At 58.7% G+C, this 25,765-nt stretch carries 30 protein-coding genes; 10 read left to right on the forward strand and 20 right to left on the reverse strand.

The window, feature by feature from the left end; translation table 11 throughout:
* Positions 1-265: 265 nt before the first annotated feature.
* Complete coding sequence (locus AC1RQG_RS25940) at positions 266-610, reverse strand: YnfA family protein (protein ID WP_493135989.1); 345 nt, start codon at positions 608-610, stop codon at positions 266-268.
* Positions 607-1,125, reverse strand: a complete 519-nt coding sequence (locus tag AC1RQG_RS25945) for a MerR family transcriptional regulator (RefSeq protein WP_308925924.1) — start codon at positions 1,123-1,125, stop codon at positions 607-609. Before AC1RQG_RS25945 ends, AC1RQG_RS25940 begins: the two co-directional genes overlap by 4 nt.
* Positions 1,126-1,208: 83 nt before the next feature.
* On the opposite strand from AC1RQG_RS25945, the gene AC1RQG_RS25950 reads away from it, so the two are divergent.
* Positions 1,209-1,832 carry a hypothetical protein gene (locus tag AC1RQG_RS25950; RefSeq protein WP_308925925.1) on the forward strand — a complete coding sequence of 208 codons (624 nt, stop codon included), beginning with the start codon at positions 1,209-1,211 and terminating at the stop codon, positions 1,830-1,832.
* A 99-nt stretch (positions 1,833-1,931) separates the two neighbouring features.
* On the opposite strand, the gene merA is transcribed toward AC1RQG_RS25950, so the two are convergent.
* Genes merA through merT form a run of 3 tightly spaced genes read right to left on the reverse strand, consistent with a single transcriptional unit; the run spans position 1,932 to position 4,247 of the window.
* Positions 1,932-3,587, reverse strand: a complete 1,656-nt coding sequence (merA, locus tag AC1RQG_RS25955; protein ID WP_493135990.1) for a mercury(II) reductase — start codon at positions 3,585-3,587, stop codon at positions 1,932-1,934.
* A gap of 21 nt (positions 3,588-3,608) precedes the next feature.
* On the reverse strand, positions 3,609-3,881 hold the full coding sequence (gene merP, locus AC1RQG_RS25960; protein ID WP_308925927.1) for a mercury resistance system periplasmic binding protein MerP: 273 nt from the start codon (positions 3,879-3,881) through the stop codon (positions 3,609-3,611).
* A 15-nt stretch (positions 3,882-3,896) separates the two neighbouring features.
* Positions 3,897-4,247 (reverse strand): mercuric ion transporter MerT, encoded by a 351-nt coding sequence (gene merT, locus AC1RQG_RS25965; protein WP_308925928.1) that lies wholly within the window; start codon positions 4,245-4,247, stop codon positions 3,897-3,899.
* 71 nt (positions 4,248-4,318) lie between these two features.
* Here merT and merR point away from each other — a divergent pair, with 71 nt between their 5' ends.
* From merR to AC1RQG_RS26000, 7 genes are all read left to right on the forward strand, one after another.
* Complete coding sequence (gene merR, locus AC1RQG_RS25970; protein ID WP_131687621.1) at positions 4,319-4,744, forward strand: mercury resistance transcriptional regulator MerR; 426 nt, start codon at positions 4,319-4,321, stop codon at positions 4,742-4,744.
* A gap of 309 nt (positions 4,745-5,053) precedes the next feature.
* On the forward strand, positions 5,054-5,329 hold the full coding sequence (locus tag AC1RQG_RS25975) for an HU family DNA-binding protein (RefSeq protein WP_493135993.1): 276 nt from the start codon (positions 5,054-5,056) through the stop codon (positions 5,327-5,329).
* A gap of 20 nt (positions 5,330-5,349) precedes the next feature.
* On the forward strand, positions 5,350-5,700 hold the full coding sequence (gene bamE, locus AC1RQG_RS25980) for an outer membrane protein assembly factor BamE domain-containing protein (protein WP_493135995.1): 351 nt from the start codon (positions 5,350-5,352) through the stop codon (positions 5,698-5,700).
* Between the two features lie 62 nt (positions 5,701-5,762).
* Entirely contained in the window at positions 5,763-6,617 is an 855-nt protein-coding gene (locus AC1RQG_RS25985) for a SprT-like domain-containing protein (protein WP_493135997.1), read from the forward strand.
* Between the two features lie 112 nt (positions 6,618-6,729).
* Positions 6,730-7,602 (forward strand): GGDEF domain-containing protein, encoded by an 873-nt coding sequence (locus AC1RQG_RS25990; RefSeq protein WP_493135998.1) that lies wholly within the window; start codon positions 6,730-6,732, stop codon positions 7,600-7,602.
* Positions 7,603-7,620: 18 nt separating this feature from the next.
* The gene (locus AC1RQG_RS25995; protein ID WP_493135999.1) at positions 7,621-7,815 is read left to right on the forward strand and encodes a hypothetical protein; all 195 of its coding nucleotides are present in this window, start codon (positions 7,621-7,623) and stop codon (positions 7,813-7,815) included.
* Positions 7,816-7,824: 9 nt separating this feature from the next.
* The gene (locus tag AC1RQG_RS26000; RefSeq protein WP_493136001.1) at positions 7,825-8,109 is read left to right on the forward strand and encodes a hypothetical protein; all 285 of its coding nucleotides are present in this window, start codon (positions 7,825-7,827) and stop codon (positions 8,107-8,109) included.
* An 18-nt stretch (positions 8,110-8,127) separates the two neighbouring features.
* On the opposite strand, the gene AC1RQG_RS26005 is transcribed toward AC1RQG_RS26000, so the two are convergent.
* Together AC1RQG_RS26005 and AC1RQG_RS26010 are read right to left on the reverse strand one after the other, a co-directional pair.
* Complete coding sequence (locus AC1RQG_RS26005) at positions 8,128-12,108, reverse strand: hypothetical protein (protein WP_493136002.1); 3,981 nt, start codon at positions 12,106-12,108, stop codon at positions 8,128-8,130.
* An 89-nt stretch (positions 12,109-12,197) separates the two neighbouring features.
* Positions 12,198-12,821 (reverse strand): hypothetical protein, encoded by a 624-nt coding sequence (locus AC1RQG_RS26010; RefSeq protein WP_493136004.1) that lies wholly within the window; start codon positions 12,819-12,821, stop codon positions 12,198-12,200.
* Positions 12,822-12,998: 177 nt separating this feature from the next.
* On the opposite strand from AC1RQG_RS26010, the gene AC1RQG_RS26015 reads away from it, so the two are divergent.
* Complete coding sequence (locus AC1RQG_RS26015) at positions 12,999-13,172, forward strand: hypothetical protein (RefSeq protein ID WP_493136006.1); 174 nt, start codon at positions 12,999-13,001, stop codon at positions 13,170-13,172.
* A 199-nt stretch (positions 13,173-13,371) separates the two neighbouring features.
* Here AC1RQG_RS26015 and AC1RQG_RS26020 read toward each other — a convergent pair whose 3' ends face one another.
* The 13 genes from AC1RQG_RS26020 to AC1RQG_RS26080 all read right to left on the reverse strand — a co-directional run bounded on the left by AC1RQG_RS26020 (position 13,372) and on the right by AC1RQG_RS26080 (position 24,855).
* Positions 13,372-14,565: a hypothetical protein gene (locus AC1RQG_RS26020; protein WP_493136008.1), complete on the reverse strand. Its 1,194-nt coding sequence runs from the start codon at positions 14,563-14,565 to the stop codon at positions 13,372-13,374.
* Positions 14,566-14,581: 16 nt separating this feature from the next.
* Positions 14,582-15,736: an ArdC family protein gene (locus AC1RQG_RS26025; protein WP_493136010.1), complete on the reverse strand. Its 1,155-nt coding sequence runs from the start codon at positions 15,734-15,736 to the stop codon at positions 14,582-14,584.
* 11 nt (positions 15,737-15,747) lie between these two features.
* Positions 15,748-15,891, reverse strand: coding sequence for a hypothetical protein (locus tag AC1RQG_RS26030; RefSeq protein WP_493136012.1), 144 nt, complete (start codon positions 15,889-15,891; stop codon positions 15,748-15,750).
* Positions 15,892-16,038: 147 nt separating this feature from the next.
* A complete protein-coding gene (locus AC1RQG_RS26035) occupies positions 16,039-16,440 on the reverse strand; it encodes a hypothetical protein (protein WP_493136014.1) in 402 nt (133 codons plus the stop codon).
* 121 nt (positions 16,441-16,561) lie between these two features.
* The gene (gene dsbG / locus AC1RQG_RS26040; RefSeq protein ID WP_493136016.1) at positions 16,562-17,338 is read right to left on the reverse strand and encodes a thiol:disulfide interchange protein DsbG; all 777 of its coding nucleotides are present in this window, start codon (positions 17,336-17,338) and stop codon (positions 16,562-16,564) included.
* Positions 17,323-17,949 carry a YcbK family protein gene (locus AC1RQG_RS26045; RefSeq protein ID WP_493136018.1) on the reverse strand — a complete coding sequence of 209 codons (627 nt, stop codon included), beginning with the start codon at positions 17,947-17,949 and terminating at the stop codon, positions 17,323-17,325. Before AC1RQG_RS26045 ends, dsbG begins: the two co-directional genes overlap by 16 nt.
* Positions 17,949-20,477 carry a type IV secretory system conjugative DNA transfer family protein gene (locus tag AC1RQG_RS26050; RefSeq protein ID WP_493136020.1) on the reverse strand — a complete coding sequence of 843 codons (2,529 nt, stop codon included), beginning with the start codon at positions 20,475-20,477 and terminating at the stop codon, positions 17,949-17,951. The genes AC1RQG_RS26045 and AC1RQG_RS26050 overlap by 1 nt, the downstream gene beginning before the upstream one ends.
* 44 nt (positions 20,478-20,521) lie before the next feature.
* Entirely contained in the window at positions 20,522-21,196 is a 675-nt protein-coding gene (locus tag AC1RQG_RS26055) for a hypothetical protein (protein WP_493136022.1), read from the reverse strand.
* Entirely contained in the window at positions 21,177-22,316 is a 1,140-nt protein-coding gene (icmP, locus tag AC1RQG_RS26060) for a type IVB secretion system coupling complex protein DotM/IcmP (RefSeq protein WP_493136024.1), read from the reverse strand. Before icmP ends, AC1RQG_RS26055 begins: the two co-directional genes overlap by 20 nt.
* On the reverse strand, positions 22,313-22,735 hold the full coding sequence (locus AC1RQG_RS26065; RefSeq protein ID WP_493136026.1) for a lytic transglycosylase domain-containing protein: 423 nt from the start codon (positions 22,733-22,735) through the stop codon (positions 22,313-22,315). The genes icmP and AC1RQG_RS26065 overlap by 4 nt, the downstream gene beginning before the upstream one ends.
* A complete protein-coding gene (locus tag AC1RQG_RS26070) occupies positions 22,735-23,214 on the reverse strand; it encodes a hypothetical protein (RefSeq protein ID WP_493136028.1) in 480 nt (159 codons plus the stop codon). The genes AC1RQG_RS26065 and AC1RQG_RS26070 overlap by 1 nt, the downstream gene beginning before the upstream one ends.
* Position 23,215: 1 nt before the next feature.
* Entirely contained in the window at positions 23,216-24,418 is a 1,203-nt protein-coding gene (locus AC1RQG_RS26075) for a hypothetical protein (protein ID WP_493136030.1), read from the reverse strand.
* A complete protein-coding gene (locus AC1RQG_RS26080) occupies positions 24,415-24,855 on the reverse strand; it encodes a hypothetical protein (RefSeq protein WP_493136032.1) in 441 nt (146 codons plus the stop codon). The genes AC1RQG_RS26075 and AC1RQG_RS26080 overlap by 4 nt, the downstream gene beginning before the upstream one ends.
* A gap of 228 nt (positions 24,856-25,083) precedes the next feature.
* On the opposite strand from AC1RQG_RS26080, the gene AC1RQG_RS26085 reads away from it, so the two are divergent.
* Complete coding sequence (locus AC1RQG_RS26085; protein ID WP_493136033.1) at positions 25,084-25,758, forward strand: hypothetical protein; 675 nt, start codon at positions 25,084-25,086, stop codon at positions 25,756-25,758.
* Positions 25,759-25,765 lie beyond the last annotated feature (7 nt).

A 25,765-nucleotide genomic window follows, 5' to 3' on the forward strand; every position in this document is an offset into this window, starting at 1 on the left:
ATCTGGCTGTCAAAAGCCATATGCACAACAAGCTTCATACCCAGTTGAATGGTGCAGTCGTCTTCTGAAAATGACAGCCCGCCGACCGCGCCCGGGAGTGCAAAAAACCCTCGTTTGTTGGACCCGGCCGCGCTGGTTTCACTTGCAGTTATAACTACGCAGGTCGGCACGGCAGGTCACCATCTATGACTTCTCGATCAAGTACGGCAGCGCGCGGGTGAAATAACCGCTACCGTTGGCGACGATACCGTGTCGGGGGTTATGATCAGACTGGCCGGTGGCCCATTGCGATGACGCCGGCTCCAAGCAGCGCAAGACCAGCCCCAACGTAGTCGTTCCAGGTTGGCGTCACACCATCGACGACGGACAGCCAAACCAGCGCCATGACGATATAGACGGCGCCATAGCTGGCGTAGACCCGGCCGCTGGCCGAAGGATGGAGGGTCAGCAGCCAGACAAACACCGCCAGGCTCACTGCCGCTGGCACCAGAAGCCAGGCGGAACCCTTGCCGGTCAGCCATAGCAAGGGGAGATAGCAGCCCAGCAGTTCGGCCACTGCGGTTGCGGCGAACAGGCCTAAGGTGTGGATAAGCATTCCGTCCAAGCTCATTTCCGTTTCAATTCAGTGGCGACAAACGGCGCGGCTGCGGCCACTCGCAGGGATTTCGTGCCGTAGGACGCTGTCGCGGCACAGCTTGATGCGCCGACGTCAGGCGACGCCATGTCCTCGATAATTATGCAATCCCTGGTCAGCCCGCCGTTGCAAGCAGCATTACAGTTGCAGACGAATGCTTCCAGGCTTGCCTCCAGTTGGCGCATCTCTTCCAGTTTGGCGCGTACCTGGTCCAGGTGCACTTGAGCCAGGTCGCGCACTTCCACGCATGCGCGGTCGCCATCCTCAAACAGCCCGGCGAGATCGCGCACCTGTTCTATCGGAAATCCAAAGTCGCGGCAGCGCTTGATGAAGGTCAGCCGCTTGAGGTCATCGTCGCGATAGTAGCGATGGCCATTGGAAGCGCGCTCCGGACGCGGCAACAGGCCGATTTGCTCGTAATAACGGATCGTCGGTACTGTGCAGTGCGTCTTTGTCGACAAAGCGCCAATCGTCAGTTTCAGTGCAGCCATGAGATTCCTTAAAGTCCTTGTACCTAAAGTTACTTTAGGTATTAGAGTGGACTTTATCAGAAAATCACTTGGAGAGGGATCAGATGGAACTGTCAAGAAAGCGCGTCAAATTCTGGAGTGGCGCCACCGGGGTCGCTGGGGCTTTGTTGATCGCCTGCATGGCATGCTGCCTTCCGCTTATGGCACCTGTGCTGGCCTGGCTGGGTGTTGCGGGACTGGCGCTCATGGGGCCATATGGCCTACTGGCGGCAGCGCTCGCTGCAGCCGCCATCGTGAGCGTGATGCTGATGCGCCGGCGTCGGCGTTCGCAGTGCCAGGGCGTCAAATCAGGCGCGACATCGGCGTGCCAGGCAGGCTGCACGGCGCCGCAGAAGGTGGTGGAAGAAGCCATCGTCGCCCCGAGCATCCCAGCCCCGATCGCCTGCACACTGTCGACCAACGATTTCAAGGAGCGCGCACTCTGGTTGAACGAGTTGAAGGCACGCTCCCTGCTCAGCCATCGGTTCGCTGGCCTCAGCGTGCACTTGTCGTACCGACTCGATGCAGCCGACGATGTTGAGAAAATGGTGCGTCAGGAACAAGCGTGCTGCAGCTTCCTGCATTTTGATCTGCGCCGTTCGGGCACCGCCATGGAGTTGACCGTGACCGCCCCCGCAGAAGCCGCAGCCGACGCCAAGATTCTGTTCGCCCATCTGGTGCCAGAATGATGGCCGGCCAGGGCGCTGAGACACTGCACCGCACATACGACTCACTCACAAGCAAGATAAGGCGTTCCTGCGGAATTTTAAGGAATGTGGACCCTTTTCTCAGCCAGCGCAGCAAGAAAGCTGTTTAACATCTTTGTTGAAGGTCTGTGCAGCGAGCTTCAGACCCTCGACCATCGTCAAGTACGGGAATAGCTGGTTTGCCAGTTCCTGTACAGTCATCTGGTGGTGGATCGCCAGCGCTGCCGTCTGGATCAGCTCGCCTGCTTCCGGAGTGACCGCCTGCACGCCAATCAACCGCCCACTGCCGGCATCGGCCACTAGCTTGATAAAGCCGCGTGTGTCGAAGTTAGCAAGTGCCCTCGGCACGTTGTCCAGCGTCAGCGTGCGGCTGTCGGTCTCAATGCCGTCGTGGTGCGCTTCCGCTTCGCTATAACCTACGGTGGCCACTTGCGGGTCGGTGAACACCACGGCCGGCATCGCGGTCAAATCCAACGCCGCGTCACCGCCTGTCATATTGATCGCCGCACGGGTCCCCGCCGCTGCAGCCACATACACAAACTGCGGCTGGTCAGTGCAATCGCCGGCCGCATAGATATATGGCGCACTGGTACGCATGCCTGAGTCAATGACGATGGCGCCCTGCGGAGTGACCGTGATACCTGCTGCGTCGAGCGCTAGGCCGCGCGTGTTAGGCGTGCGCCCGGTAGCAATCAGCAGCTGGTCCGCACGCAGTTCGCCGTGCGCCGTGGTGAGCACGAATTTGCCGTCCGTATGGACGACCAGGCTGGCCTGCGTATGTTCGTACACCTCGATACCTTCAGCTCGGAACGCGGCCGTCACCGCCTCGCCGATGGCCGGGTCCTCACGAAAGAACAGCGTGCTGCGCGCCAGAATGGTCACCTTGCTGCCCAGCCGAGCGAAGGCTTGCGCTAGTTCCAGTGCCACCACCGATGAACCGATCACCGCCAGCCGCTCGGGAATCTTGTCGCTGGCCAGGGCTTCGGTGGACGTCCAGTAGGGGGTGTCCTTCAAGCCCGGGATTGGCGGAACGGCTGGGCTTGCGCCGGTGGCGATCAGGCAGCGGTCGAACGTCACCACACGCTCACCGCCGGCATTAAGTTGCACGTTCAGAGTGCGGCCGTCATTAAAGCGAGCTTCGCCTTGCAGGACGGTGATGGCGGGATTGTCGTTCAGGATGCCTTCGTATTTGGCGTGCCGTAGTTCATCGACGCGAGCTTGTTGCTGGGCCAGCAGTCGATCACGCAAGATCGTCGGCGATGCAGGCGGCATGCCGCCATCGAACGGGCTTTCGCGGCGAAGATGGGCGATGTGGGCGGCGCGAATCATAATTTTGGATGGTACGCAGCCGACATTGACGCAGGTGCCGCCAATGGTGCCGCGCTCAATCAGGGTGACGTGTGCGCCTTGCTCGCCCCCTTTCAGCGCCGCCGCCATCGCGGCCGCGCCGCTGCCAATGACGGCGATATGCAGCCCACCGATGTGGGAGCTGGCCTTGTCGCCGTCACCGCTTTCCCCCTGCGTGGTCGAGGCGTCGATAAGCGCCGCGCGATAACCGAGCCTGGCCACGGCAGCGGTCAACGCGGCGGGCGACGTGCCTGCCTCGACGTTTAGCTTGGCGCTGCCCTTGGCATAGGAGACATCCGCCGACTGTACGCCAGACACTTTTTCCAGGGCTTCCTTGACGTGTACTGCGCACGAGTCGCAGGTCATTCCGGTGATTTTGAGCGTGGTCATAGATTCTGATTCAACGAATTACTATTTGACGCTGGACGGGTAGCCGACGTCTTCGGTCGCTTTTGTCAGCTTTTGCACGCTGGTCTTGGCGTCGTCAAAGGTGACGACCGCTTCGCGTTTTTCGAAGGTCACGTCCACTTTACTGACGCCTTCGACTTTGGATATCGCCTTTTTGACGGTGATCGGGCAAGTAGAGCAGGTCATGCCCGGTACCCCCAGGATGACGGTTTGGGTGGCGGCCAATACTGGGGCGACAATTGCAGCGAGGATGAGTGAGGCAAAAAATTTCTTCATGATGTACTCCTGTAATTAATAAAAAAATGGCATGACGTAGGGGAAACCGAGCGCAACCAAAACAAGCACGGCTACAAACCAGAAAATGAGCTTGTATGTGGTCCGCACCTGCGGAATTGCGCAGACTTCACCGGGCTTGCAGGCAGGCGCCTGCCGGTATATACGACGCCACGCAAAGAACATTGCCACGAGCGCTGCGGCGATGAAGATCGGCCGAAACGGTTCGAGCGCAGTCAAGTTTCCGATCCACGCCCCGCTGAAGCCCAAGGCGACTAAAACCAGCGGCCCCAGGCAGCACGTCGAGGCAAGGATGGCTGCCAAGCCGCCGGCAAAGAGCGCGCCGCGCCCGTTTTGCGGTTCAGACATGTGCTTTTCCTTTCGAATTCATACTGGATAGAGTAACCTTACTTCCGTAGTTATGTACGGAGTCAAGCGAAATGGAAAATATGTTGGACAACGTGACCATCGGCGTTTTCGCCAAGGCGGCTGGGGTCAATGTGGAGACGATCCGGTTCTATCAGCGCAAGGGATTGCTGCCTGAGCCAGACAAGCCGTATGGCAGCATTCGCCGCTATGGTGCGGCAGATGTGACGCGGGTTCAGTTCGTGAAATCGGCCCAGCGGCTTGGTTTCAGCCTGGGCGAGATTGCAGAGCTTCTGCGGCTGGATGACGGGACTCACTGCGAGGAAGCCAGCAGCTTGGCTGAGCACAAGCTTCAGGACGTGCGCGAGAAGATTGCTGATTTAGTGCGCATGGAAACCGTCCTGTCTGACCTGGTATGCGCCTGCCATCGGCAAGGGAACGTTTCCTGTCCGCTGATAGCTTCGCTGCAAGGAAAACCTCGCAGTACCGACACGATGTAGCCAAAGGCTATACGCGTGGGTTGGCGCGCTACACAATCGGCCCCGAATACAGACCAGCTTTCCCGATGCCGCCACCGTTCGCAGCGTCGTGTCAGATGCAGATAATGTTGGTTTGCGGGGATGGAATGCAGGTCGGCGCGGATAAATGCAGGTTCACTTGCAGCTAATGCTGGTTTGAAGGGACTGTCAGTTGCAGTTATTCCTGGCCGAGAACAGGCTGGAATGCTGGTCGGGGCCGTTTCAAATGCAGGTCATTACACATAGCAAGCTGGCTTGGCCAGCGTGCCCACAGTCGAAAGGAAATGAAACATGAGCAAAGCGGTTTTGAGCCGGTTGATCTCCGAGAAGCATGGTGTGCCGAAGGCCCAGGCGGATGAGATCGTTGATACCTTGTTTGGCGGCATCAAGGATGCTTTGGCATCGCAAGGAAGTATTGGCTTCGTCGGCTTTGGCCGCTTTCATGTAGATAATCGCGAGCCTCGCGTGGGTCGTAACCCCTCGAATGGCAGCAAAGTAGATATCCCGGCCCGCAAGGTGGTCAAGTTCACACCTGGCGAGCCATTGAAGAAGCTCATCAACCAGTAGTACAACTAAAAGGACCTGTAATGAAATTCTCCCACTCCCTGATCGCTACCTGCTTCGGCCTGGCTCTGTTGACCGGCTGCGCTACCAACTACGGTAATTCGTCGATCACCGACGAAAAGAAGGTGGCCGCGATCGAGGTCGGCAAGTCGACCACCAAGGATGTCGAGGCATTGCTGGGCAAGCCCAGCTATGTACAGACCGAAGAGGGTGGCGAGCAGGTCTGGCTCTATCAAAATGTCAACATGAAAGGTTCGGCCTTCATCCCGTTTGCAGCGATGTTTGGCGGCACTATGAACGAGAAGAACCTGTCGGTCCGCTTCACCAAGAAAGGCGTTGTGAAGGCGACCGGCGCTGGCGAGAAGCAGCTGTAAAGCGGAAGGCGGCCGCGAACTGGCCGCCGTTTTTTTCTAACGTAATTGTATTGCGCAATACAATGTCCAGCATTCTCAAAACATCCCGTCCCACTGAAGTCGCCTACGCCGAGTTGCAGAGCGCATACGATTTTTACAACCTAGACCTCTTCGACGGAGTGCTTCCGTCGTGCATCCTCACGTTTCAGCGTGAGAAGCGAACGATGGGGTACTTTTCGTTCCAGCGCTTCAGGAACCCTGTTACTGGCCAGTGGTCAGACGAGATTGCCCTGAATCCGGAATACTTTGCTCTATATCCCATGCTCGAGGTGCTACAGACGCTCGTACATGAGATGGCCCACCAGTGGCAGTACCACTGCGGCAAGCCCAGCCGCACCTGTTACCACGACCGGCAATGGGCCGACAAGATGGAGAGCGTCGGCCTGATGCCATCTGACACGGGTCAGCCAGGAGGGAAGCGAACAGGGCAGAAAGTAGCCGACTACGCGATCCCTGGCGGGCGCTTCGAGAAGGCGACGTCCGCCCTGCTCGCCGACGGTTTTCAGATTTCCTGGCTTGACAGGTACCCGATCGCACCACCGCGGCATCTCGCCGGCACGCCGATGGCGCGTCCGCTCGACGAAGGCGATGCGCCGCCGGGTGCTGAGATCGGTGCCGATGCCCCCGGCGTAGGCCCGATCAGTACGTTCGAGGCGGCCAGCACGATGTCACTGGCTCAGCTTCACCCGGGCCTTGGCCTCGTCGAGCGACCTACCGGTGTCAATCGCAGCAACCGGGACAAATACACCTGCCCGGACTGCGCGATCAGCGTCTGGGGGAAACCGAAATTGCGCGTTAAATGCGCCGATTGCGACGAGCTAATGCTCGCAGGCAGTCAGCCGGACGAGCTGTCATCAACGACTGATGCCGCTGACTAAATACCACTTGCAACAGGTGCACAAGTGCACCTATACTTTGTCTGAAGAAACTACCGAGCCACCCATGAATACGGACACGCGCCCTCCTTTGCCTACAACCCCTGGCCACGTCATGACCCTTTTGCGCCAGCGCAAGGGGGTCCCTGCCGGCGACACTAGCTGGGACGTGGAACTGGACGCCATGCCGGCGATCGAAAAAGCGCGCGAAGCGCTGATCGCTGAAACTGGAGATGTGGACATGGTAGAGCGCGTGATATCGTTGCTCGGTGATTGCGGAGTACTGGCCAGCGCGAGCACTTCGCTCAAGGCCACAACATCGTCCACGAACGGACTATCTTCCCTAGTGAAGAACTTGATGGGTATTGGCGACGCTTTTTCGCTTGGGATCATGAACGGGATCCTTCGTCATGGAATGGATTTCGATACCGCCGCCGATCACGCTCGCGACATGGTGGCCAAGATCGCAAAGTCTGGATCGTCCGATGCCTACTCGATTGAAGTTCTGAGCGGCATGGTGGACGAGATGTATGAAGCCGCGCGAACGGACAAGCTGACCGGCCTGCTGATGCGGGCCGCATTCGAAAAAGAGTACCTTCGAATGCAGGAAGGCGTCAATGCACTGGTGCTGATCGATTGCGACCACTTCAAGCGCGTCAACGACACGCATGGCCATGACGCCGGCGATGCGGTATTGCGCGGCGTGGCTGAGCTGATTAAGCACGGCGTCCGTGCGGTCGACCTGGCATCCCGTTGGGGCGGTGACGAGTTCGTCGTGCTGCTGCCCAGGGCAACGCTGGAGGACGCGCAAACGGTCGCGGAGAGGCTGCGCATGGAGGCAGTCTCCGCCGATTTGAAAGGGGTCACCTTATCGATCGGCGTCGCGCTGACGAGCCGTGAGGAACCTCTCGCCGCAGTGCTGCAGCGCGCCGATGCCGCTATGTATGCGGCTAAGCGATCAGGTAAAAACGCAGTTGTCATTTCGTGAAATCGCAGTGGAGAAAAAATGAACGATCAGGAATTACAAAGTGAGGACGAAGCCCGCATGGTGGCCGCGGATTTCGCGGTGAGCAAAGATCTGGATGTGCGACGTGCACAGGAGTTTGCTGCGCAGTGGTTTCGCATGGGAGAAGGATTCCCTGAGCGCCGGAGCGAGGCTCTGGTCCGGATTCTGAAGAAGCAGTTTGGGCTCATCGAATAAGAGCTACACGTGACGCCAATTGAACGTACGTTACTGGCCCTGCTCGAACGCGAAGGACCTGTAGTCGGCACCGCAGCACTCGGGCGCGCTTTGTGGCCGGATCGTGACATGCAGGCACAAGGCGCTGCATTAGCGGCGAGCCGCGTGCTCAAGCGGCGGATGGAACAAGGCCATGTGACCACTACCGAGTACGATGGCCGGCATCAGTACCATCTTACTGATGCCGGCACCCAGGCGCTCGCTGCGGCGCGCCTGGCTGATAGCGATCCCCGCCAGCTGTCGCTATTGGACTAGGCCAGCTGGCCGCTTCGCTCACTTTGGACGTAGCGCCGGCGCGGGCTCTTCGTACTCCATCCGGTTCTCCGCCAGGATCCGGAGCGTATTGCGTGCATAGTCCACCATGTTGCCGGAAACTTGGTATGAGCGCCCCTCATCCTTGTTGACGAGGCGATAGCGATCGACGGCCCCAACCTTTTGCGTTTCCAGTGACACGAAGCCGTCGGCGATCACATCGTCTAGGAACTGGCGCGCAGACTTCTCGACTCCGTTGTGTCGCACACGCGTGCGCTCTAGGGCCGCAGTTGCATCTTGGATCCGGCGCTCCGCTTCGCGTGCCTGGTACTCAGCTTCGGCCCTCTGCTTGATGTCCGCATCGAGGCGCTTGCCCTCCTCCGGACTCATACCGGCCCAGCCGTAGATAGCTGTCCGAATATCGGTAGCGGTTCGTGGCAACTTCACGCCGGTGACCTGGCTGAAGAACTTCTTGGACAGGTCATTCTGGCCCTTGGGGCGCGCGAGCCAGCCGATGAAGAACTGATGGCTCTTGGCGGTCAATGCGAGAGCGAAATTGCGGTGCATGCTCGCGACCAGGCCGTTGTGGCGTTCGGGATCGTGCGACCGCATGAATTCGGCATATCGCTGCGCGAGCGTATTAAGGCCATCGCCGCCATCTTCTTGTGCCGATTTCGCCTTCGCCCAGGCGGTCTCTTCGCGGATTTTGTTGACAGCGGCAGCCAGTGCGGCCGCGGCATCCTGACGACGACCTGGCGCGGCCGCGTCAGCTGCAGCGATGACGATGCCGAACTGGGATTCGATCGGAATGCTGGATAGGACCAGCGAGCGATCGGACTCCCAGGTAAGCGTGAAGTCGTCGGGGATCACGACTGGATCTCGCCGGCGGAATCGCGGCGTGTCGTCGTCCACCGTAGCATCCGCATACTGCTGGCGCACGGCCGACAGCGTGGCCATGCCATCGCGCACCTGGCCGAACAGATCGGCAAACGAGCTCTCGTCGACCTCGTAGCGTGGCATATCGGTTTGATGCTCCTGCAGTGCACGATCGAGCCAGGCTTTCGCGGATGAGATCTCCCGGGCTGACCATAACAGCGAGTGCATCAGGGTGGTTTTTGGGCCAGTGGTCGATCCTTGACGCGACGGCAGGTACACGCCTGGGCTCTGGTACTCCAACATGGCGCGGAATGGCTGCTCGGGGTCCTTGAAGCGCAACTCGTAGGAATCTCGGCCCACAGAGTTGACCTGGAAGACAGCTGGATTAAGTGGCGCTAACGCCTGGCGCGGATCGTCGAGGTTTGCATTCGCCTCCTGGATCTGGATGTTGACCTCGGCCAGCAGCTGGTCGCCGTCAAACTTCTGCGCGGTCGTGCGGGCGAAGTTGATGGCGATGGACAATTCGGAATTGCTGGGGCGCACACTCGCCCACGGTTCTCCGAGGGGCCTCCACTGGCCGTCCAGATATGCCCTCGCCCATGTGCACGACTTTCCGGCCAGGTGCTTACGCGGATCGTACCGCGAGATCTTCCTGCGTTCGAATGCCACAGCCACGCCGGCGACCACCGCGTCGACGACGTGGCCACCGATCACATCGCCCTTGACGGCTACGCCGGCAGCTTGATCCGCTGGCTGCACACCTTCGTGGCCGGCGCGCTGTGTCTTGAGCTCGTCAGCAGTGAGGTATCGGATGTCCCTCTGCCCAAAATCAACCACCGGACCGAAGTGCGTCATGTCCGCAGATTCCGCCACGCGTTGGCCACGCTCAACAATGGCGCGCACGCCCAACGCGTCTTCCTCGATCGTGCGGCCGTCCGCGTTGACGCCGATAGCACGCCACTCGCGCTGCGCGCCAGACAAGGCGAATTCGACCTTGGCCATCAGGAGGTCCGTAGCCTGTTCCAGCGTGGCCGCTTGAGCCGAGAGGCCGACCAGGCCATCAGCAGTGACAGCGAGGCGTTTCCAGCCCGTGTAGGGGCCTTCTGGGACGTCAATGACGTTGTGCTGAGGGATAGCCGTCTGCGCCGCCCACGAGACCATTTCGCGCGCCGCAGCGCGCTGGCGATCGGTGGTGACGCTGTCGGAAGACTCGATGACGTTTTTCTGACGCCTCATGATTTCGCGGCATGCCGCGAAATTGGCGGCGAACTGGCTGGCGAAGCCTTGGCCATGCGAAGTGAGTGGGCAAACAGTGGATTGATGGCTGCCTTGATTGTGCTTGCTGTCGGCGGCGTAATACCATCGGCCGTCGATCTCCGCCAGGCGGATCAGCGCGGATGCCGCTTCGCGTTTGCCAATCTGCTGGCTGGAGACGAACGACAGGGTGATCACTTCCACGTCTGAAGGTGATTCGTCTGCGTCGAGGTTCACGACGTCGGTCTTGCCAACGGTTGGGCTCACGCCTGGCCGGGTCGCCTCGACCCGGCTGTGCACGAGGTCGTGGGTCAGCTCTGGGGTAAGACGCATGGGCATGACGCCGGCGACAACCTGGTCGTTCACTTTGGCCTGCACGATCATTTCGGCGGGCACTCCAGAACCCCACTGAGTGGCGACGAAGAAGGAGGCGGAACCGTGCTTGCTCACCAAGTAGTCGTAATATAGCTTGTCCATGCCGATGAGTCGACCGTCGGGGTGCGCGAAAAGCATTGCGTCCCGATCCTTCGTAAAATCTCGCTGCACAAAAGCGGGCCGCAGGGGCACCGAGGTTTCGAGCTCGATGTACCGGTGGATGTCCGGCCGCTCGGTGAGCGGCTTGCCCGCGAACCGCGAGCTGTGGAATTTCTCATGGCTAGCGTAGTGCGGCGCGGTCAAGTCGAACAAGTGGCCATTCGTCCACGCCGGCGCATCTCCGTAACGCACTTCGAACCAGCCGTTGTCCTGGCTGGCCCAAGCTTTGGAAAAGCCGATCAGGCTCGGAAGCGGCTTTTTCACAGGGCCAGGCTGGAACGGCTCAAATTTCTCCCATTTTTCGCGCTCGGCATCATCCATCTGCGCGTTCGCCTTCTCCTGGTAGTGCAGCTGCGCGACGCGGGCTTCTTCAAGCGCTTGGACGCGCGCCTGCGCCACAGCCGCTGCGATCTGACTCTCGGGGGACAACACCTGAAGATCAGCCAGCCGCGGTCCTGTCGTGCGGTCGAAGGACGCCTCGAATGCCTGCACCGCCTGCATCTGCTGCTCTGTGAGGATGGGGTAGTTCGCGGCCGGCGGCACTTCACGGTCGGCCAAGGCATCGATCTTGAGCTGTTGTCGCATTTCCACCAAGGAGGGGAAATGCTTTCCCATCAGGTCGACCAACTCCGGTTCTGTCTCCGGCACCGTCACGTTGAAGGTGAACTTTTCGGCCCACGAGCCGGCAGGCCTGCCGCCTTTTCCCTGAACCAGAGCATGGATGAGCGCCTCGATGCGACGGGGATTGTCTGGCCCCGTCATTGCGACCGCGCGGGCTCGTCCGAACGGCGACGGGATTGGAGCTGCCAGCGCGGGTTCGAGCAGCTCCGGGTACTCTGCGACGACTTCGAACGGCACCTTGTGGCCTTCCTCCAGCGCCTTGCGCACGACGTCGTAGTGAGTCGTGGGTTCGCCCAGGTTCTCGCGGGCGACCATGTCCCCAGCCAACGCCTTGGCGTGTTTCCATTCCGCGACGCCGAAGGCCAAAGCCTCCAGCCGCCCGATCCGAACGGCTTCGCTGCTGGCATTGACCACAGAAGGTGCGCGTAGCACGGCCCGGGCAGTGTGCCACTGGGCTGAAGTCATTTTCCATGGAACGGCGTCGACCTGGAGCGTGGCGCTGTCGGTACTCGCTGGCGGAGCAGCTGGAACGGAGGACGGCAGGTAGAAGATCTCGGCCGAGCTGAACTCGCGAGTGGCAGCTTGCGGGAAGTGGGCGCGGATCTCGTTCAATGTGAAACGAAGGCTGGAGCGCACATAGTGCTCGCCGCTTCGCGTGAAACCAAGATCGCTGACGCTGTCTGGTATCGGGTAGTCAGGGGACAGTGCTCGTAGCATGAGCACCTTCCCCGCAGTGGATTGATAAACGTTAAGACTTGCTTGGTGGGCGGAAAGATCAATCCAGGAGGGCATCCATTACCTCATTATCAACTTCGCTTTCGTTGTAAAAAGAAGTGTTTCAGGAGCCGATCGAACTCGTTCCGCTTGTTCGCCGCAACTGCGATTTCTTCCAGTTGCGTGAGCATGCCCGCTTTGCCGTTGTACTTGGCCTGCAACTGATCGAAGATTTTCCCCATCTCCTCGTCATTCAGGTGCTTCTCCAAGTTCTGCTTCGTGGCGTCCATCAGATGAATGATCGTCATCTCTGGCGTGGCGCAGTGCATCTCGAACTCGCCGAGCGGATCCTTGAAACCCGTCAACTCGTACATCCGCTTGTCCTCGAGCAGAGGGTGAACCATGCTCTGCACAATGCGGAAGTCGCCGCCGTAGGGAGCGATCTGCTTCTTGTAGGGGTATTCCCCGCCAACGAAGATCCTGCCGCCCACCGGCCGCTTGAACCAGGCCGTTGAGTGCGTGAGTGCTGCTTTCTGGAAGAAGTGATTCGCCAAGCGAATTCCATACTCCTCAAACAGCTCTGCAGGTTCCTTGCCGGCCCGGAAATAGACGCCTTGCGCGACCCTTATCAACAACTTGTCACGACGGCTAGCGAAGTAAGCCTCGTGCTTCGTTGTGTTGAATCCGACTATGAATACGTCGACGTTTTCGTCCATTTGACAAGTATTGTATTATTATTCGCTGTTATAGTACAACGAAAGTTATGCTAAAATCGGGTCATTGCCCGTCGTATGATGCAGTCTGTGCAAAAGTTCGGTAGAGTATGCACACATCTTCGATGCTACACGATAAAATAACCGAAGTTAATTCTCACCAATTGTCACGGAGGTCTAATGGAAAACGCAATGGTCAACTCGCTTAAAGCCCTTGTTTCGCAGGTGAACAACGCTTCTCTTCACTCTACGCAGAGCACCGCGCCACAGGCGCAATCCACTGTTCGCATCGCCGATGTGCGCCGTGCCGCTGAAGATGCCAAAGACACTCTGCGTCATCGCCTCGGCTCGTGAAACTCGCCGCCACTCGGATTTTTCCGACTATAGTCGGACAACACTTTTTAGCAATCTCCCTGCCTCCGAATACACAAAAACGCCCTGGTCTACCGTAACGGCCAGGGCGTCCTGCTTTTTTTTTGAAGTGATTGATTATTCATCAAACATTTCCTAATGCCAAGCTGTAGTGTACAGCAATCGGCTTTTGATTTACATACTACATTCGCAATCGTCTCGCGCCTTCCCGGAACTCCTCACGCCACTCGTCATCAGGCTCTTCAACGTGCCCTCCGGCGGTTGTAAAACCGAGGTCAAGAACATCGTAGGATTGGCCTGCAATTTCCTCATCAGGGTACGTTGACTTTAGTTCGTCAATATCGATCCAGACCGGTGCTGAATCGTGATCGAACTCAGCATTCGTCGTAGTGGAACCGTATAGCGGTCCGAGGACAGCACCCGTTTGCGCATCGAAGTCAAATTCACCCCAAGTGCCGCGGGCGCTGGCCACCGACCTAGGAGCCGCGCGCTGCTGTTCGATCAATTTTCCCGACTCAATAACAGCTCGCATGCCCGCCGGCGTCAGTTCAACCTCGGGCCAGCTGCCGCCAAGTTGGTTCGGGCGGTCACTGCCAGTGCGGCGGGCCAGCCCAAGCAGCACGAGGTGCGTCAGCGTCTCAGCGCCGCGGTTGCCGTCCGAGCCCCGGGTGTCGCCCCATGCGTAGCCGCCCTTCACGCCTTCGTGTCGGAAGATCCTGGCGATCTCGTCCAGACAGGGCGTATGGCTGCCGCGCAGCAGCTGCGCCATCGGAATGGCAAGGAGCGGCTTGGCCATGGCATCCTCTGGATAGACCCCCGCGTATACCAGCAGTTCACCGCTGACAAGGTTGTTCCCCTGTTTTGGCAACACGCCAAAGAAGGGAGCCTTCTCCAGATAGAGCCCGGTCTGCTCAAACGCGCAGTAACGCACTTCTTGCGTCGACGTACTCCCGTCCCCGAGCATGACCGGCGAGGTACCGACGTGGACGCGTTGAGATAGGGCGCGAAACGCCGCCAACGCGAAGTTCGGGGCCATGTCGCCGTCCAGTATGGTGTCGAGCTCAATGGCGCGGATAGCGTGCACCAGGTCGCTGTAGAACACGGCCAGCCCTGCATCGCGATTCGCCTGCAGCTTATCGAGTAAGGCCGGAATCGGTCGCCGGCCGTGGTCGTTGAAGATCTGGTACGCCACCGACCCGGCAAACTCCCAAGGGGAGGTCCCGTATGTCTCCGGCCAGGTCAGATTGCGCGTGTCGTCCCAGAACTCGCGCAATTTTTCCAACGTTGGAAATGTCGCCAGGAGCCGATCTACCCGACCGGGTAGACCAACTTCTTCACGTGGCCACTTGGCCAGGGCCTTGTCCTTGCTCGTCATACGGTCCCCCTGGTCGTTACGGGTGCATGCCCATCAGCGGCATGTCGGGTTCGAAATCGAAGTCGGAAGCATCGAAGATCTCTTCCGGCCCGCCCGCCTGCACGGCTGCGGTCATTTGGTCGCGGTGTTCAGTTTCTAGCTCGTCACGGAAGTCCGGGTGGAAGCTCAGGACATAGCGCGATAACTTCTCGGCGTCTTTGGCAGCGCGGAATATCTCCTTCTTATCTCCGCGCAGCAGCTTGAGGTAGCCATCCACATAAGCCGAATGGTTTTCGATGGTCGAGGGCAGACCGAGGCGCATCGAGAGCATCACGCTGCCCATTTCGGCGCGCAATTCTTCACGCGCATAACCTGGCGCTTTCCGATCAAAGCTGAACTCACGATTCAAGCGGGTTTCATGCCCGGTCCAGTGCCCAATTTCATGCAGCAACGTTGCGTAGTAAGCGCCATCAGATTCGAACGACTCGCGATCGGGCATGTAGATCTTGTCCTCGCGAGGACTGTAGTAGGCTTGGCGATAGCCATGCACGACGTCGACGCCGGCGGCCTCTACGATTTCCTCGCATAGCTGCACAGTCAGGTCCGAAACGTCGCGGGTATGATTTGCGGTCCGTTCCGGATCGGCTTCCGGCACGTTGTCGATCTGGGTGAGATTGAACACCGTGTAGCTCTTGAGGATCGGGATGGTTTTCACCTCAGGCGCGCCAGTTTCGAGGTCGATCTCGCCAGTTTTCTTCTGGAATGGCTTGTAGAAGTAGATGCGCGTGCCACGTTCGCCTTTGCGCACTTGCCAGTCCTTACCCTTTGCCTGCTGGTAAGTGCACCACCGCCCATCCTGGAAGCCCTCACTAGCCAGCAGCAGCACGTTGATGCCGTGATAGGGTTTGCCCGATGTCGGGTTCGATGGCCACAGCACGCTGCCGTCCCAAGGACGCTGCCACGGCGCGGTCCCGTTCTCGATCGATTCCATGATCGAATCCGTCACCTCCTGGTAGAGGTCGCGCGCCGCGACGTCCTTGGCCGGTCTGGCGCGGCTTCGCGATGCAGGCTGGCGCGGGGCAGCGGCAGGTTCATCCGTAGGTTCATTTACAATCGGAAGCGGCTCCGCCGCTGGGGCAGCTGGCGCAGCCGGTGTAGCCACAGGTGTGTACAAGCGTCGAATCACAGCCATCGCGAACGCTCCTACTGGTCGGCCGTATCGCCGTCCGCAGCCATGCCGGCTGGCTCGGGCTCGATGCCGAGGTCTTTGACCTCTTCCCAGCTTGTTTCGTTCGGATCGACTTGTTGCGCGACCTGGTCTTGCGCTGCCTGATTGGTATTGGACATCGTGCACTTTCATAAAAGCCCTGGCGAAGTGCCAGTGACTTTGATTGTATGTTCAAACAGGAACATAGTGCAACGAAAGTTATTTTTGAGGTGTTGTCCGATTATAGTCGGAGAGACAAAGCCAGGCATTGCACCTGGCCTAAATTGTCAGCCAAGGTCCTTCTCAACGTAGGCCATACGCTCGCGGAAACGGCGCTCCTCGACAGCATTCATGTCATCGACAGCATCGTCAACCATCTTGCGAAGCATGGTCAATTTCATAGCGCGCACAATGTCGTCCCGTTCTTCCACTTCAAGCATATCGACCACCACGCGATATGCCGCGTCGTCATCGATTCGGTGGGCGGCCACGACCGCCACGACTACGTCAAGCACAGCCTTGCGCACGATCGGCTGGAACTCCTCGTCGCTATAGCGCTCGATAAAATCTTCGCGTTCGGCTTCGTCCGCAATTTCCTGGGACGCATACAGCTCGATCGCGTCGACCAGAAGTGCTTCGGAAACGGTCGTTTGAATAAAACTGTCAAACAATTCTTTCGGATTTTCCATTCTTACGTGCTTTCCAAGACGTGCGCAAGCGGCAACTATTGCAGAGAAGAAACTGATGTTACCAAAAGCTAAGTACGATACCAGAATAGTTGCCTTGAGTCAAAGTGACCCTACTTATGTGCTACCGCAACAACGCTGCCAATTCAGCATCACTTGGCGATCCCATTGCAGTGCGGACCTTGCCGTTCTGGCGGTAAATAATCGTAGGTACACCAGTGTAACCGGTGTCGCGCAGCAACAGCAGGTTGTAGGCCATTTTCTTGTTGGCCACGTCGGAAATCGCCACAGGCTGCAACTGACGGTTCACCATGTCGCTCAGCACCTGAGACGGAGTCTTCGACGCATAGATGGCTGCCGCCAAGCCTTTGCTCGAATCCTTCAGGATCGCCACGGGCAGCCAACGGATCTGGACGTTGCCCGAGGCGACCGCGCTGCGCAAGGACGTCCACAGGCGATGGCAATAAGGGCAGTTAGGATCGAACAGCACGTAAATCGTTTTCTTCCCTGCGCCCTCCGGGATCCAGCTGAGCTTCTCCGCACGTGTCCAGACAGACTCCAACTCGGCATCGGTCAGCGTTTTCGCCCCTCCCACGTCGGTGACGCCGGCGCGGCTCATGTCCGAAGTGGTGACGTTCTCACCAGCCGTATCAAACACCATCCCCACGATCAGGCTCTTGCCGTCCGGCGTGACATAGAACAGGCGCTTTTCCTTCCCGTTATCAGCGATGATGGCCTTGAGGCCGGATGCCGACGGGAAGGTCTGCACGATCTGCACGCCCTTTGCCATCAGATTTTTTTCGACAGGCGTGACGTTGTCCGCCGCGCGCGCCGGCTCGCCAATCGCCATCATGGCCAAAGCTGCGGCCAGCATCCAGCCTTTAATCATTTGCTTACCCAAACTCGTACTCCTCCAACATCGGTGTGAATAAATTTGCGGCGGTCGATGTAGAACCCGACGCCGCCACTTCGAAATGCAGCCATCAGCTGCCCTTGGTACTCAATCGGCAGATCAACATACTTGCCGTCGGCCGCCATGGCCTTGGTATGAAACGAATCTTTTTTTGCACCTTCCGTCGTCGCATTGGTGTGTTCGCTACGGAAACCGCTATTGACCTGGTACGGTGCGCGGAACCCGTAGGCAGCCTCCAGCCATCCCTGCTGCCCGCGCAGCAGGTTGAGCAACCGGAGGTCCATCGCCACGGTCTGGTTCGCGCGCACGTCGCGCAACAGGTGACAGGCCTCGCGGTACCCCCCTTGGTCCAATTGCCCATCGCGCCAGTAGCACACCACGCGGTGCTCCCCTGTCTCCTTGCGGTACAGGTTCAGCGTGCGAGGAAGCGCCCAGAAGGCGGCCGCGTCTTGGTCATTCGCGTAGTACTGGGGAAGGAGCAGGCCGGATTGCTGGCGCAGCGGATTTGCAAACGATGATGTCCCCATTGCGCTCAGGCCGAGCATGATGGAGCGCTTGATGAATGCGCGGCGGCGGCGCAGCTGCTCGACGTTCTGCATCAGCGGCCCCCTATCAAGGATTCAAGGCTGCTCATGACGTCTTCCATCTCCTGCTCCTTGCCCTCTTTCTCCGGCTTAGGGGGATTCGGGTACTCGGTGCCGGTAGTGGCCGCCTGCACCATTGCTGCTGCGTTAGCGCGCGCATCCGCAGGGCTCGCGCCCAGCCCGGCAGCAATCGCGTTGAGCTTGACCGACGTTTCGCCAGCATCGAGCAACCCGCCGGTTCCAATCGCCTCGCCAGCTGGCTGTGCGGCGGTTGAGACCGGACGTTCCAGGGCGGTTTCAATAATCGGCAGCGCTGCGGCGGCCAATGCAATGATGTCGACAGCGAACTCCTGCTTAGCTTTGTGCTCAAACAAGTTCACGGCCTCGAGACTGCCACCGTCGAAGGTATGAGTGTCATCGGTCGGATCGGGCGCTACCGCAGATGCCAGCTGCGCGCCATCGCCTGGGCCTGAAGCGAGGACGGCGGGAGCAGCGTCCGAGGATGGGCCGGCGGCCAAGCCGGGCGCGCTCGCCAGCCCAACTCCACCACCACTGGTTTGACCGCCATCTTGATCAGACGATGGCACTGGTGCGCTGGCCGAGTCGTCAAACGCCAACAACAGGCAAATGCCGCGCTCCACGCCGAGCTTGGCTTCCAGGTACTGGCGATACCGCGGCGTCTCACTGAGCGGCCCTACATAGCCAAAATAGCCATCGCGGGGCCGGAGCTTGGCCATAGGGTTGGCCACCAGCGAATCGATCAGCGCACGCGCATTGACTTTCAGCTTCTGCAGGCTGGCCGGATCCGGAGGCATGACCTTTATAAAGTGATTCAGGCGATACTCTTTTGCGAGCTTAGGGGCCGCATAGAACACGCGGGCGCGAATCACCTCCCCTTTTACCATGATGTGGACCTCTCCCTCGATCTGGCGTTGAAGGTCCTGCAGCTCGATCCGTTTGACCTTTTCAATTTTTGCAGTTTGGTTGCCGCGATAGCCACCCACGCCTTCCAGGTTCTGCTCGAAGCCGTCTACCACCGAGACAAAAGCCTCCGCAGCCAGGCGCTCGATCAGGTCGTATGAATCGGTCGGGTCCTCAAGTTTTCCGAAGATCTTGATGTTGCTGTTGGAGACGATCGCAAGCGTCTCCTCCTTCGACGTGCGATAGAACGCCTGGAGATCCTGGCCGGCACCGACAAGCGTGAAGCCGAGCGATCGCGCCTGAGCCCACATCAGCGCACTATCTTCCGGAGGCATATAGGGACCCAATTCGTCCTTGATGGCGATGAATGGGGTAGGCGAATTCGTGGCGCGCGAGTCCAGCAGTTCCAGCTTGCTGCCTTCGAGCTTGTTGCCCAGCTGCGACCCCATCATGCCCTTCATGCCGGCAATGATGATCTTCCCAAGGTTCGCGAGTTCAGGCCTGGATTTTTCCAACGCGGGCAAGAGCACCAGCATGATGCGCCTGTTGGTGACGATGTCTTTGAAGTTAATCTCGCCTTGGGGCGTGTTGTAGATGTGTCCGTAGGTGTCCGCCAGCGAGCTCAGAATACGAGTGAACTGCATTTGCTGGTACCCGTACTGCTCGAGGAACGTGCTGCTTTGGTTTTCCCCTTTGTCACGTTTGTAGCCAGGAACATCGGCGAGGTAAGCCATCATCATTTCGCGGGAACGCTGCGAAATGTTCGGGTCGTTCATGAGCTCGATATACTTCCAGAAGGGCATGTATTCGCGGACACGGCCGATATATAGCATCAGGTAGCCCGCATCACGCAGCTCGATAAGCGCGGGCATGTAGGAGCTGAGGAAGGAGATCGCACGTCCCTTCCACATGTCCCCCTTGCCGTCGCCGGAGTCCATCAGGCTGACCAGCAGCTGAATATTGGACTCCGCGTTGCCGACCATGAGAGGGTTGTATGTGTTCGACAGTTTGTCGCTGCGCTTCTTCGTCGTGTCTGCGTTGCCGGTCATGTAGTTGATGACCAAGAGGTCGTCTTCGCGGCCCATTGCACGAACCATTGAGAACACTTTCGCGAAGAGCGAAACATCGCCCTTGCCATCGGTATAGGAGAATCCCGATCCCCACAGGAGCGCGTTGTACGCGAGCGAAATCAGCATCTCGGTCTTACCGGCTCCAGTGGAACCGAGAACGAACATGTGCGTTTTCAGCAAGTCCGCATCCGCCCAAATCTCTGCATCGTCCGAAATCCGATTTCCGAGAAAGCCGATGCCCCTGGACGTTTGCGCCTTTCTGGTTCCGGGGTGGATGTCGTTGTGGTCGACCTCATGAAGCGACTTTCGCTTGCGAAGCGGAATATCCGGCTTGCGCGACAGCGGGATAAAAAAATACACCACGCCGACCAGCAACACGAGTTCAAACAGCGGAGGGATGAACACGAGGCAGAACGCCAGGCAAACGTACATGATGACGACGGCTGGCAGCGTTGCCAGCATCTCCAGAACCTGCACGCTCATCGGCCGCGTGTCGCGCAAGATGCGACCGCGGTTGATTTCGTGCTTTTTCTCAATGCCCTGTAATGCCATTGCTCTGTGCTCTCGCTATGTGAACGATCTGTTCTGGCTCGCGCTTACTTCGACTTTGGCGCGCTTGGATTGGGTACAGTGAAGGCTAGGCCTGGGTCGCAGCCAGGGCCTGCCTGCCCCTCGGTCTTCAGGCCGAATGCATCGAGGCCTTTCGTGTCGCCACCATTCGTTGGCGGCATGTTCGCATGGTCAGAACGCGCCTTCGCGGCCATCGCCTGCTGGTAGATGTAGTCCGAGAGGTTGCCCGAACCCTCTGCGGCACCAACCGACGGCATAGCCTGCGGCCCCATCGCTGCCGGCGGCGTGAACTCCGCAGGTTTTTCTGCCGCACCGCCAGACGCCACTTGCAGGTAGCTGGTGACGAACAACCAGGCGAACCAGGCGATTAGCGCCCAGACGGTCCACTTGAAGACCCGCGTGCCGGTGAGCGCGTGGTTCAAAGCAGCCAAGGCCTGCTTAGCTTCCGCTTCGGAGCCGAAGGTCGCCAACGACTTCACCGGCGCATCACCAGCGAGCAACTGCAATGCAAACGCGCCTTCAGCGGCTGCCACATTGAACGTGATTGCTCCGCCCAGTCCTGGGCGCGGCAGCACGTGCAGGTCACCGCCTTGCGCGGCAGGAAGCCACACGAACAGGTTCTTGCGCGTCAGCTTGAACTTCAACTTCGGCTGGCTGGAGCGAACCACTTTTTTTACGCCTTCAATCATCTTCTTCAACATCGAGAATCTCTCCCAAATAAATTTTAAGTCCCACCAGCGCCTCGTCGATCATCGGATTGACGATCGGTGTTTTGGTGATGCGTTCGGCATTCCAGTGGGCACGGATGCCGCCAGCTTCCACGCTGGCCACTTCCATACCCAAATCACTAAGGGCGTACCAGGTCACGCGGTCGACGGTCTTTAGCCACCGGAACCAGGCCGCTGGCATAACGCCCGATTCACGCGCTCCTGACAACATTGACATGAGCACGGTTCGTTTGTATGCGTGGCGGGAAACCAGGCGTTTGACCGCCGTGGTGTTGCCATACTCGTGCAACGCCCGTTGCGCGCGCAGCGAATTGATCAGGGTGATCTTCTTCTCGCGGCGAGCTCGCAGGTAGGCCCGCGCGAGATCGTCGATGATCTGCTGCGCCAGTTTGTTGTCGTTGTTGAGCTGAGCAGCGCAGGCGGCGAAAATCGCCTTTTCGTAACCTCGCAACTCTCCAACGCCTTGCCAGACCTTGCCGAGCTGCTTGGTGAAGACGTCACGGGCGCGATCGAGTCGCAGCGCGCTGCGGCCGTCCAGAATTTCGATCTGCGCGGGGTCGTCCTTCTCTCCCAAACCTGCGATAGGCACGATGAAACCGTGCACACGGCCATAATCCCGCGGACGATGACGCATACCATTAATAGGGTCATCCAATGGAATATCGATCAGGCCAGCATCCAGCACAGGCTGGATGGCCGGGAATTCTTGCGCCTCCTGGCGCGCCAGGGACTGCATCGTGTACTTGCTTGCGTATTTGCTAGTGCGGTCCGGCGACTTATAGATCAAGTACCCAAACATACCTGTCAAGATCGCGAGCACGCCCCACCGTAGTGTGCGGCCCGCGACCATGCCGGACTGCCACAAAGCGCCCAGAGTCGCGTCCTTGGGATGGATCGTCGCAACCCACTGTTGGATAGCATCACGGCCCTCCTGGTCAAAGACCAGCAGATGAGCTTCGAAAATTCTCACCTTCATGACCACACTGGATATTTTTTCATGCCCGATCAGCCAAGCGGCGATAGCACCAACAAACAGCAGGCCCAGCGCCCAAAGCAGTTCATCGTCCGTTTTCGTATTCCCGTTTGCCTTCATTGCGTACCCCGATGCTGCCACTGCAGCTTCTGTAAATTTGACCAGACACGGCCCTGGTACTCCACGTTCAAGCTCGGGGTCCTCGACCGGTAATTGCCCACTCCCTGCCAAAAATCCTTCGCCTTGATAATCTCCTTCTGCAAGTAGTAGGTGCCGATGTAGATGTTTAAGCACGCATCCCGCACGAGCATGTCCTTGGTGATGCCGAGCTTGGAGAGCTCCGGTAAGTGGACAGTATTGATTTGCATTGGCCCCAAATCAGACGAGCCGTCCTTGTTCACGCTCACCTGCCCCACTTTGCCGTTTTCGGTCATACGTACGGCGCGCACCAGCAGCGGGTGGGCTCGGTAGTGGGCTGACGCCTGCTCGATGCACTGCTGCTCGGTGAGATACGGCGGGAAAGCTGCTGGCATATCCATCATTTGCTCGTGCGACCAAGAAGCCAGTCTTTGAACTCGAAGAATTGCCGACGACGGATCTGGGCAATCCGGAACCTGGTGGTGATGAACTTTGTGCCAGCGACGAAGAACACGCCAAAAGACATCGCACCGTGATTGACCCGAGTCCAGATGTTGGAACCGACATAGGGCGTCAGTACCAGAAAGAGAAAAGCAATACCAGCGATAAGGCCATACAGAAACGCCATCGCCGCGAGCTGTTTCGCCCGCTCGTCCAAGGCCTTCTGCGGCAGTCGCAAACGGGTTGCCGCCTCGTCGAACGTCTCGTTGCGGTACTTGCGATGCAGGATTCCCTTCACGCCATCCTTGATGCGTTTCGTGTTCTCCTTCAGCTCTGTGAGGTCACCGGTCACGCTCCAGACGTAAGCGCTACCGAGGCGCTTAGCTAAGCGCGCCGATCGGATAAAAATTCCAGGCTTTGCTGGCTTATTGCTCGCCATCTCAAACTCCCTTCCGATCCGCCGGCGCAGTCGTCTGCCGCATCATCTGCAGTGCGTACTGGGTCGTGCCCGTGAGACGACGCAAAGAGTCGGCAGCCCGCTGTTGCAGCGCCTCAAGGGGGAAGCCGTGCGTGTATTCCGGTCGTTGAAGGATGGCCTCGGCTTCTTCAACCGATGCGGCATCCTGAATCGCGCCGAGGACTTCGCCGCGACATTGCTCCCATGACGCGACAAGTACGCCTGCGCTTTGGGAAATCATCGTCTCGAACATGATCTTGCGATCGTCGTCCGTGACATCGTTGGCGTCTGAGATGAACCGTTCGAAATGCGAGAGAGCCTGCTCCAGCAGAAACTTTGACACAGCTTGCACCAGCACATCCACCTTAACCGGCTGCGCTGGAATGCGGGTGTTCACGATATGTGCGAAGCGCTCCACCTCGAGAGCTACCGGTGTCATCGCCTTCAACATGGCGATTTGCATAGCGCCGCCAAAGGACAACTGAAACTTCTCGGCTGGCGCAGGCAAATCGGCAGGAAGCTCCATGACGGCGCGCACCGCCGGAACGAAATATTCGACGCTGACATCAGGGGAATGCCCCGCGACCGCGCCACCATTGCCGAGTACAGTAGCGATCCAGTGGTTGGCCACCAGGTCGGCCGTGAAGTCATGCAAGTTGCGCTTGGCCCAGGCAGAGTCCATTTCAAGCTGGTCCCCGCGCGTAGCGATGTACTCGGCCAGGCCGACCGATACCTGGGACATCTGGCGGACGGCTGCCCCGATCTGCTCCGGAGCAGCGCCATGTCCCGGATAGACAAATGCCGCCTTGAATACAGGCGCAAGTGACTTCAGTATGTTGAGGTAATCCAATGCAGCGCGCGGCGCGCTCGATGAGGGGGCGGCGGTTTGCCGCTCAGCGTCGCCCGCGGCAGCAGCACGCTTGAGGAAGCCGGCCTGCATCTGCGGTTTTTGCGGCGCGATCTGCTCAGCCGCTGGCACGGAATTAGGCGCGAGGACCACAGTCGAGGTCGCGTTCGTTGGGGCCGGCACTGTTTCCTTTGCCACGTCGGTCAGCATACCTTCAAGCGCGCCCATGGCGTTCGATTCAGGTGCAACAGCGGCCGGCGTTGCCAAGGCCGGCGCTGGTTTAGCGCCTTCGACCTTGGCCTGGTCCTGCGAATGCAGTAGTTTGATGAGCTTGCTCATTCGCCCCCCAGTGGTGCGGAAGTAGTGGGTGCCAAATAGGCAGAGAAGCTGTCGCCCAGCACAAACTGCAGCGGATCAAGCTCAACGTACTGCCCTGCCCTTGGTAGCGATTCGACAATCATCGCGGTGGTAGCCAGCCGCCAGATCTGCGAATAGACTCCATTCACCGGGGCCTCGAATTCCACACGCGCGCCGAACAGCGAATTGAATTCACCTTCCAGGCGGATACCCAGATCGCATGCAACACCGCGCGCCTCAAGCTCGGCCTTGGCGGCAGTGAGTAGCGCCGGCGCGTATGTGGCACGATTGAAGACGTTTTGCGTCGGCACATGCTCACCGGCAAATCTGAATTGCCAGCCACGTTCTGCCGCGAGGTGGATCATGATGTGCTCGAAGTCTATATAGCCGGTCAGTTTTACGTCGTCGGGAGATAACATACCTGATTTCATTGAATCTACGTGATTAGGTTGCACGTATAATACAACAAAAGTTGCATGCGATGGCGCAACAAAGTCACTTTGACCGCATAAATTCTGTCTGCGATAGTAAGACGTTAGTCATTATTGCAATCTAGAAACGTCGTGTCATTCCTGCTCAGGACGGCAAAATACTCTATAGTCATCTGATATACTGTTTGCATATACAGTTGTTATTTCGAGGCTCAGATGCTGGTTTGGCTAGTTAAACGTCGCGAATTCGGTGCGGCCGCGCCAGAACCGGCGTATTCGTTTCAAAAAGACGGCGCTCCCGAAGCTGTCGAACTGATCATTAAAACTGGGACTGACGAAGGTCGACGCGAGGCAGGCAAAATTGCCAGGGTTTACCAGCCAGGCACGCAAAGAATCCTTGCTGAGCTAGAAAGGCCGAAACTGCTGAAGATGCGGCGAAAGTTTATCGTCCTGACAGGCATTGAGCACAATACAAACCAGTACGGCCGCGTCGGCTGCATTCAGACATGGGTGGCCACGTTCGCGCCGCCATTTGACCATTGGGAGATCAAGGTTTCCAGCCAGTTCACACTCGGCGTGGAAGTGCCGCGTAGCCGTGTCTTGGAAAGCGGATGGGCGGGACATGTAGAGGTAAATCAGATGCACGTTTCCGAGCTGGGACGATACGCCAACGTGGCATCTTTCATCGCGAATACAAGCTCTCAGGAATCGCAGCGTCTACTTGACGTAGATATTGCGTGGATCGGGCAGGATCGACTGGGATTAGGGGGGGTCCATCGAAAGGCGGCCTATCGGACAGAACCGGAAGCTCTGTATCAGGGCGGGTGGCTTTGCGTCTACCGCCCACATGAGGAGCCCGTTGACAATAGGCGATACAAAAACATCCCTTAGCAAGATA

Source organism: Rugamonas sp. GW822-FHT03B10 (assembly GCF_058801745.1).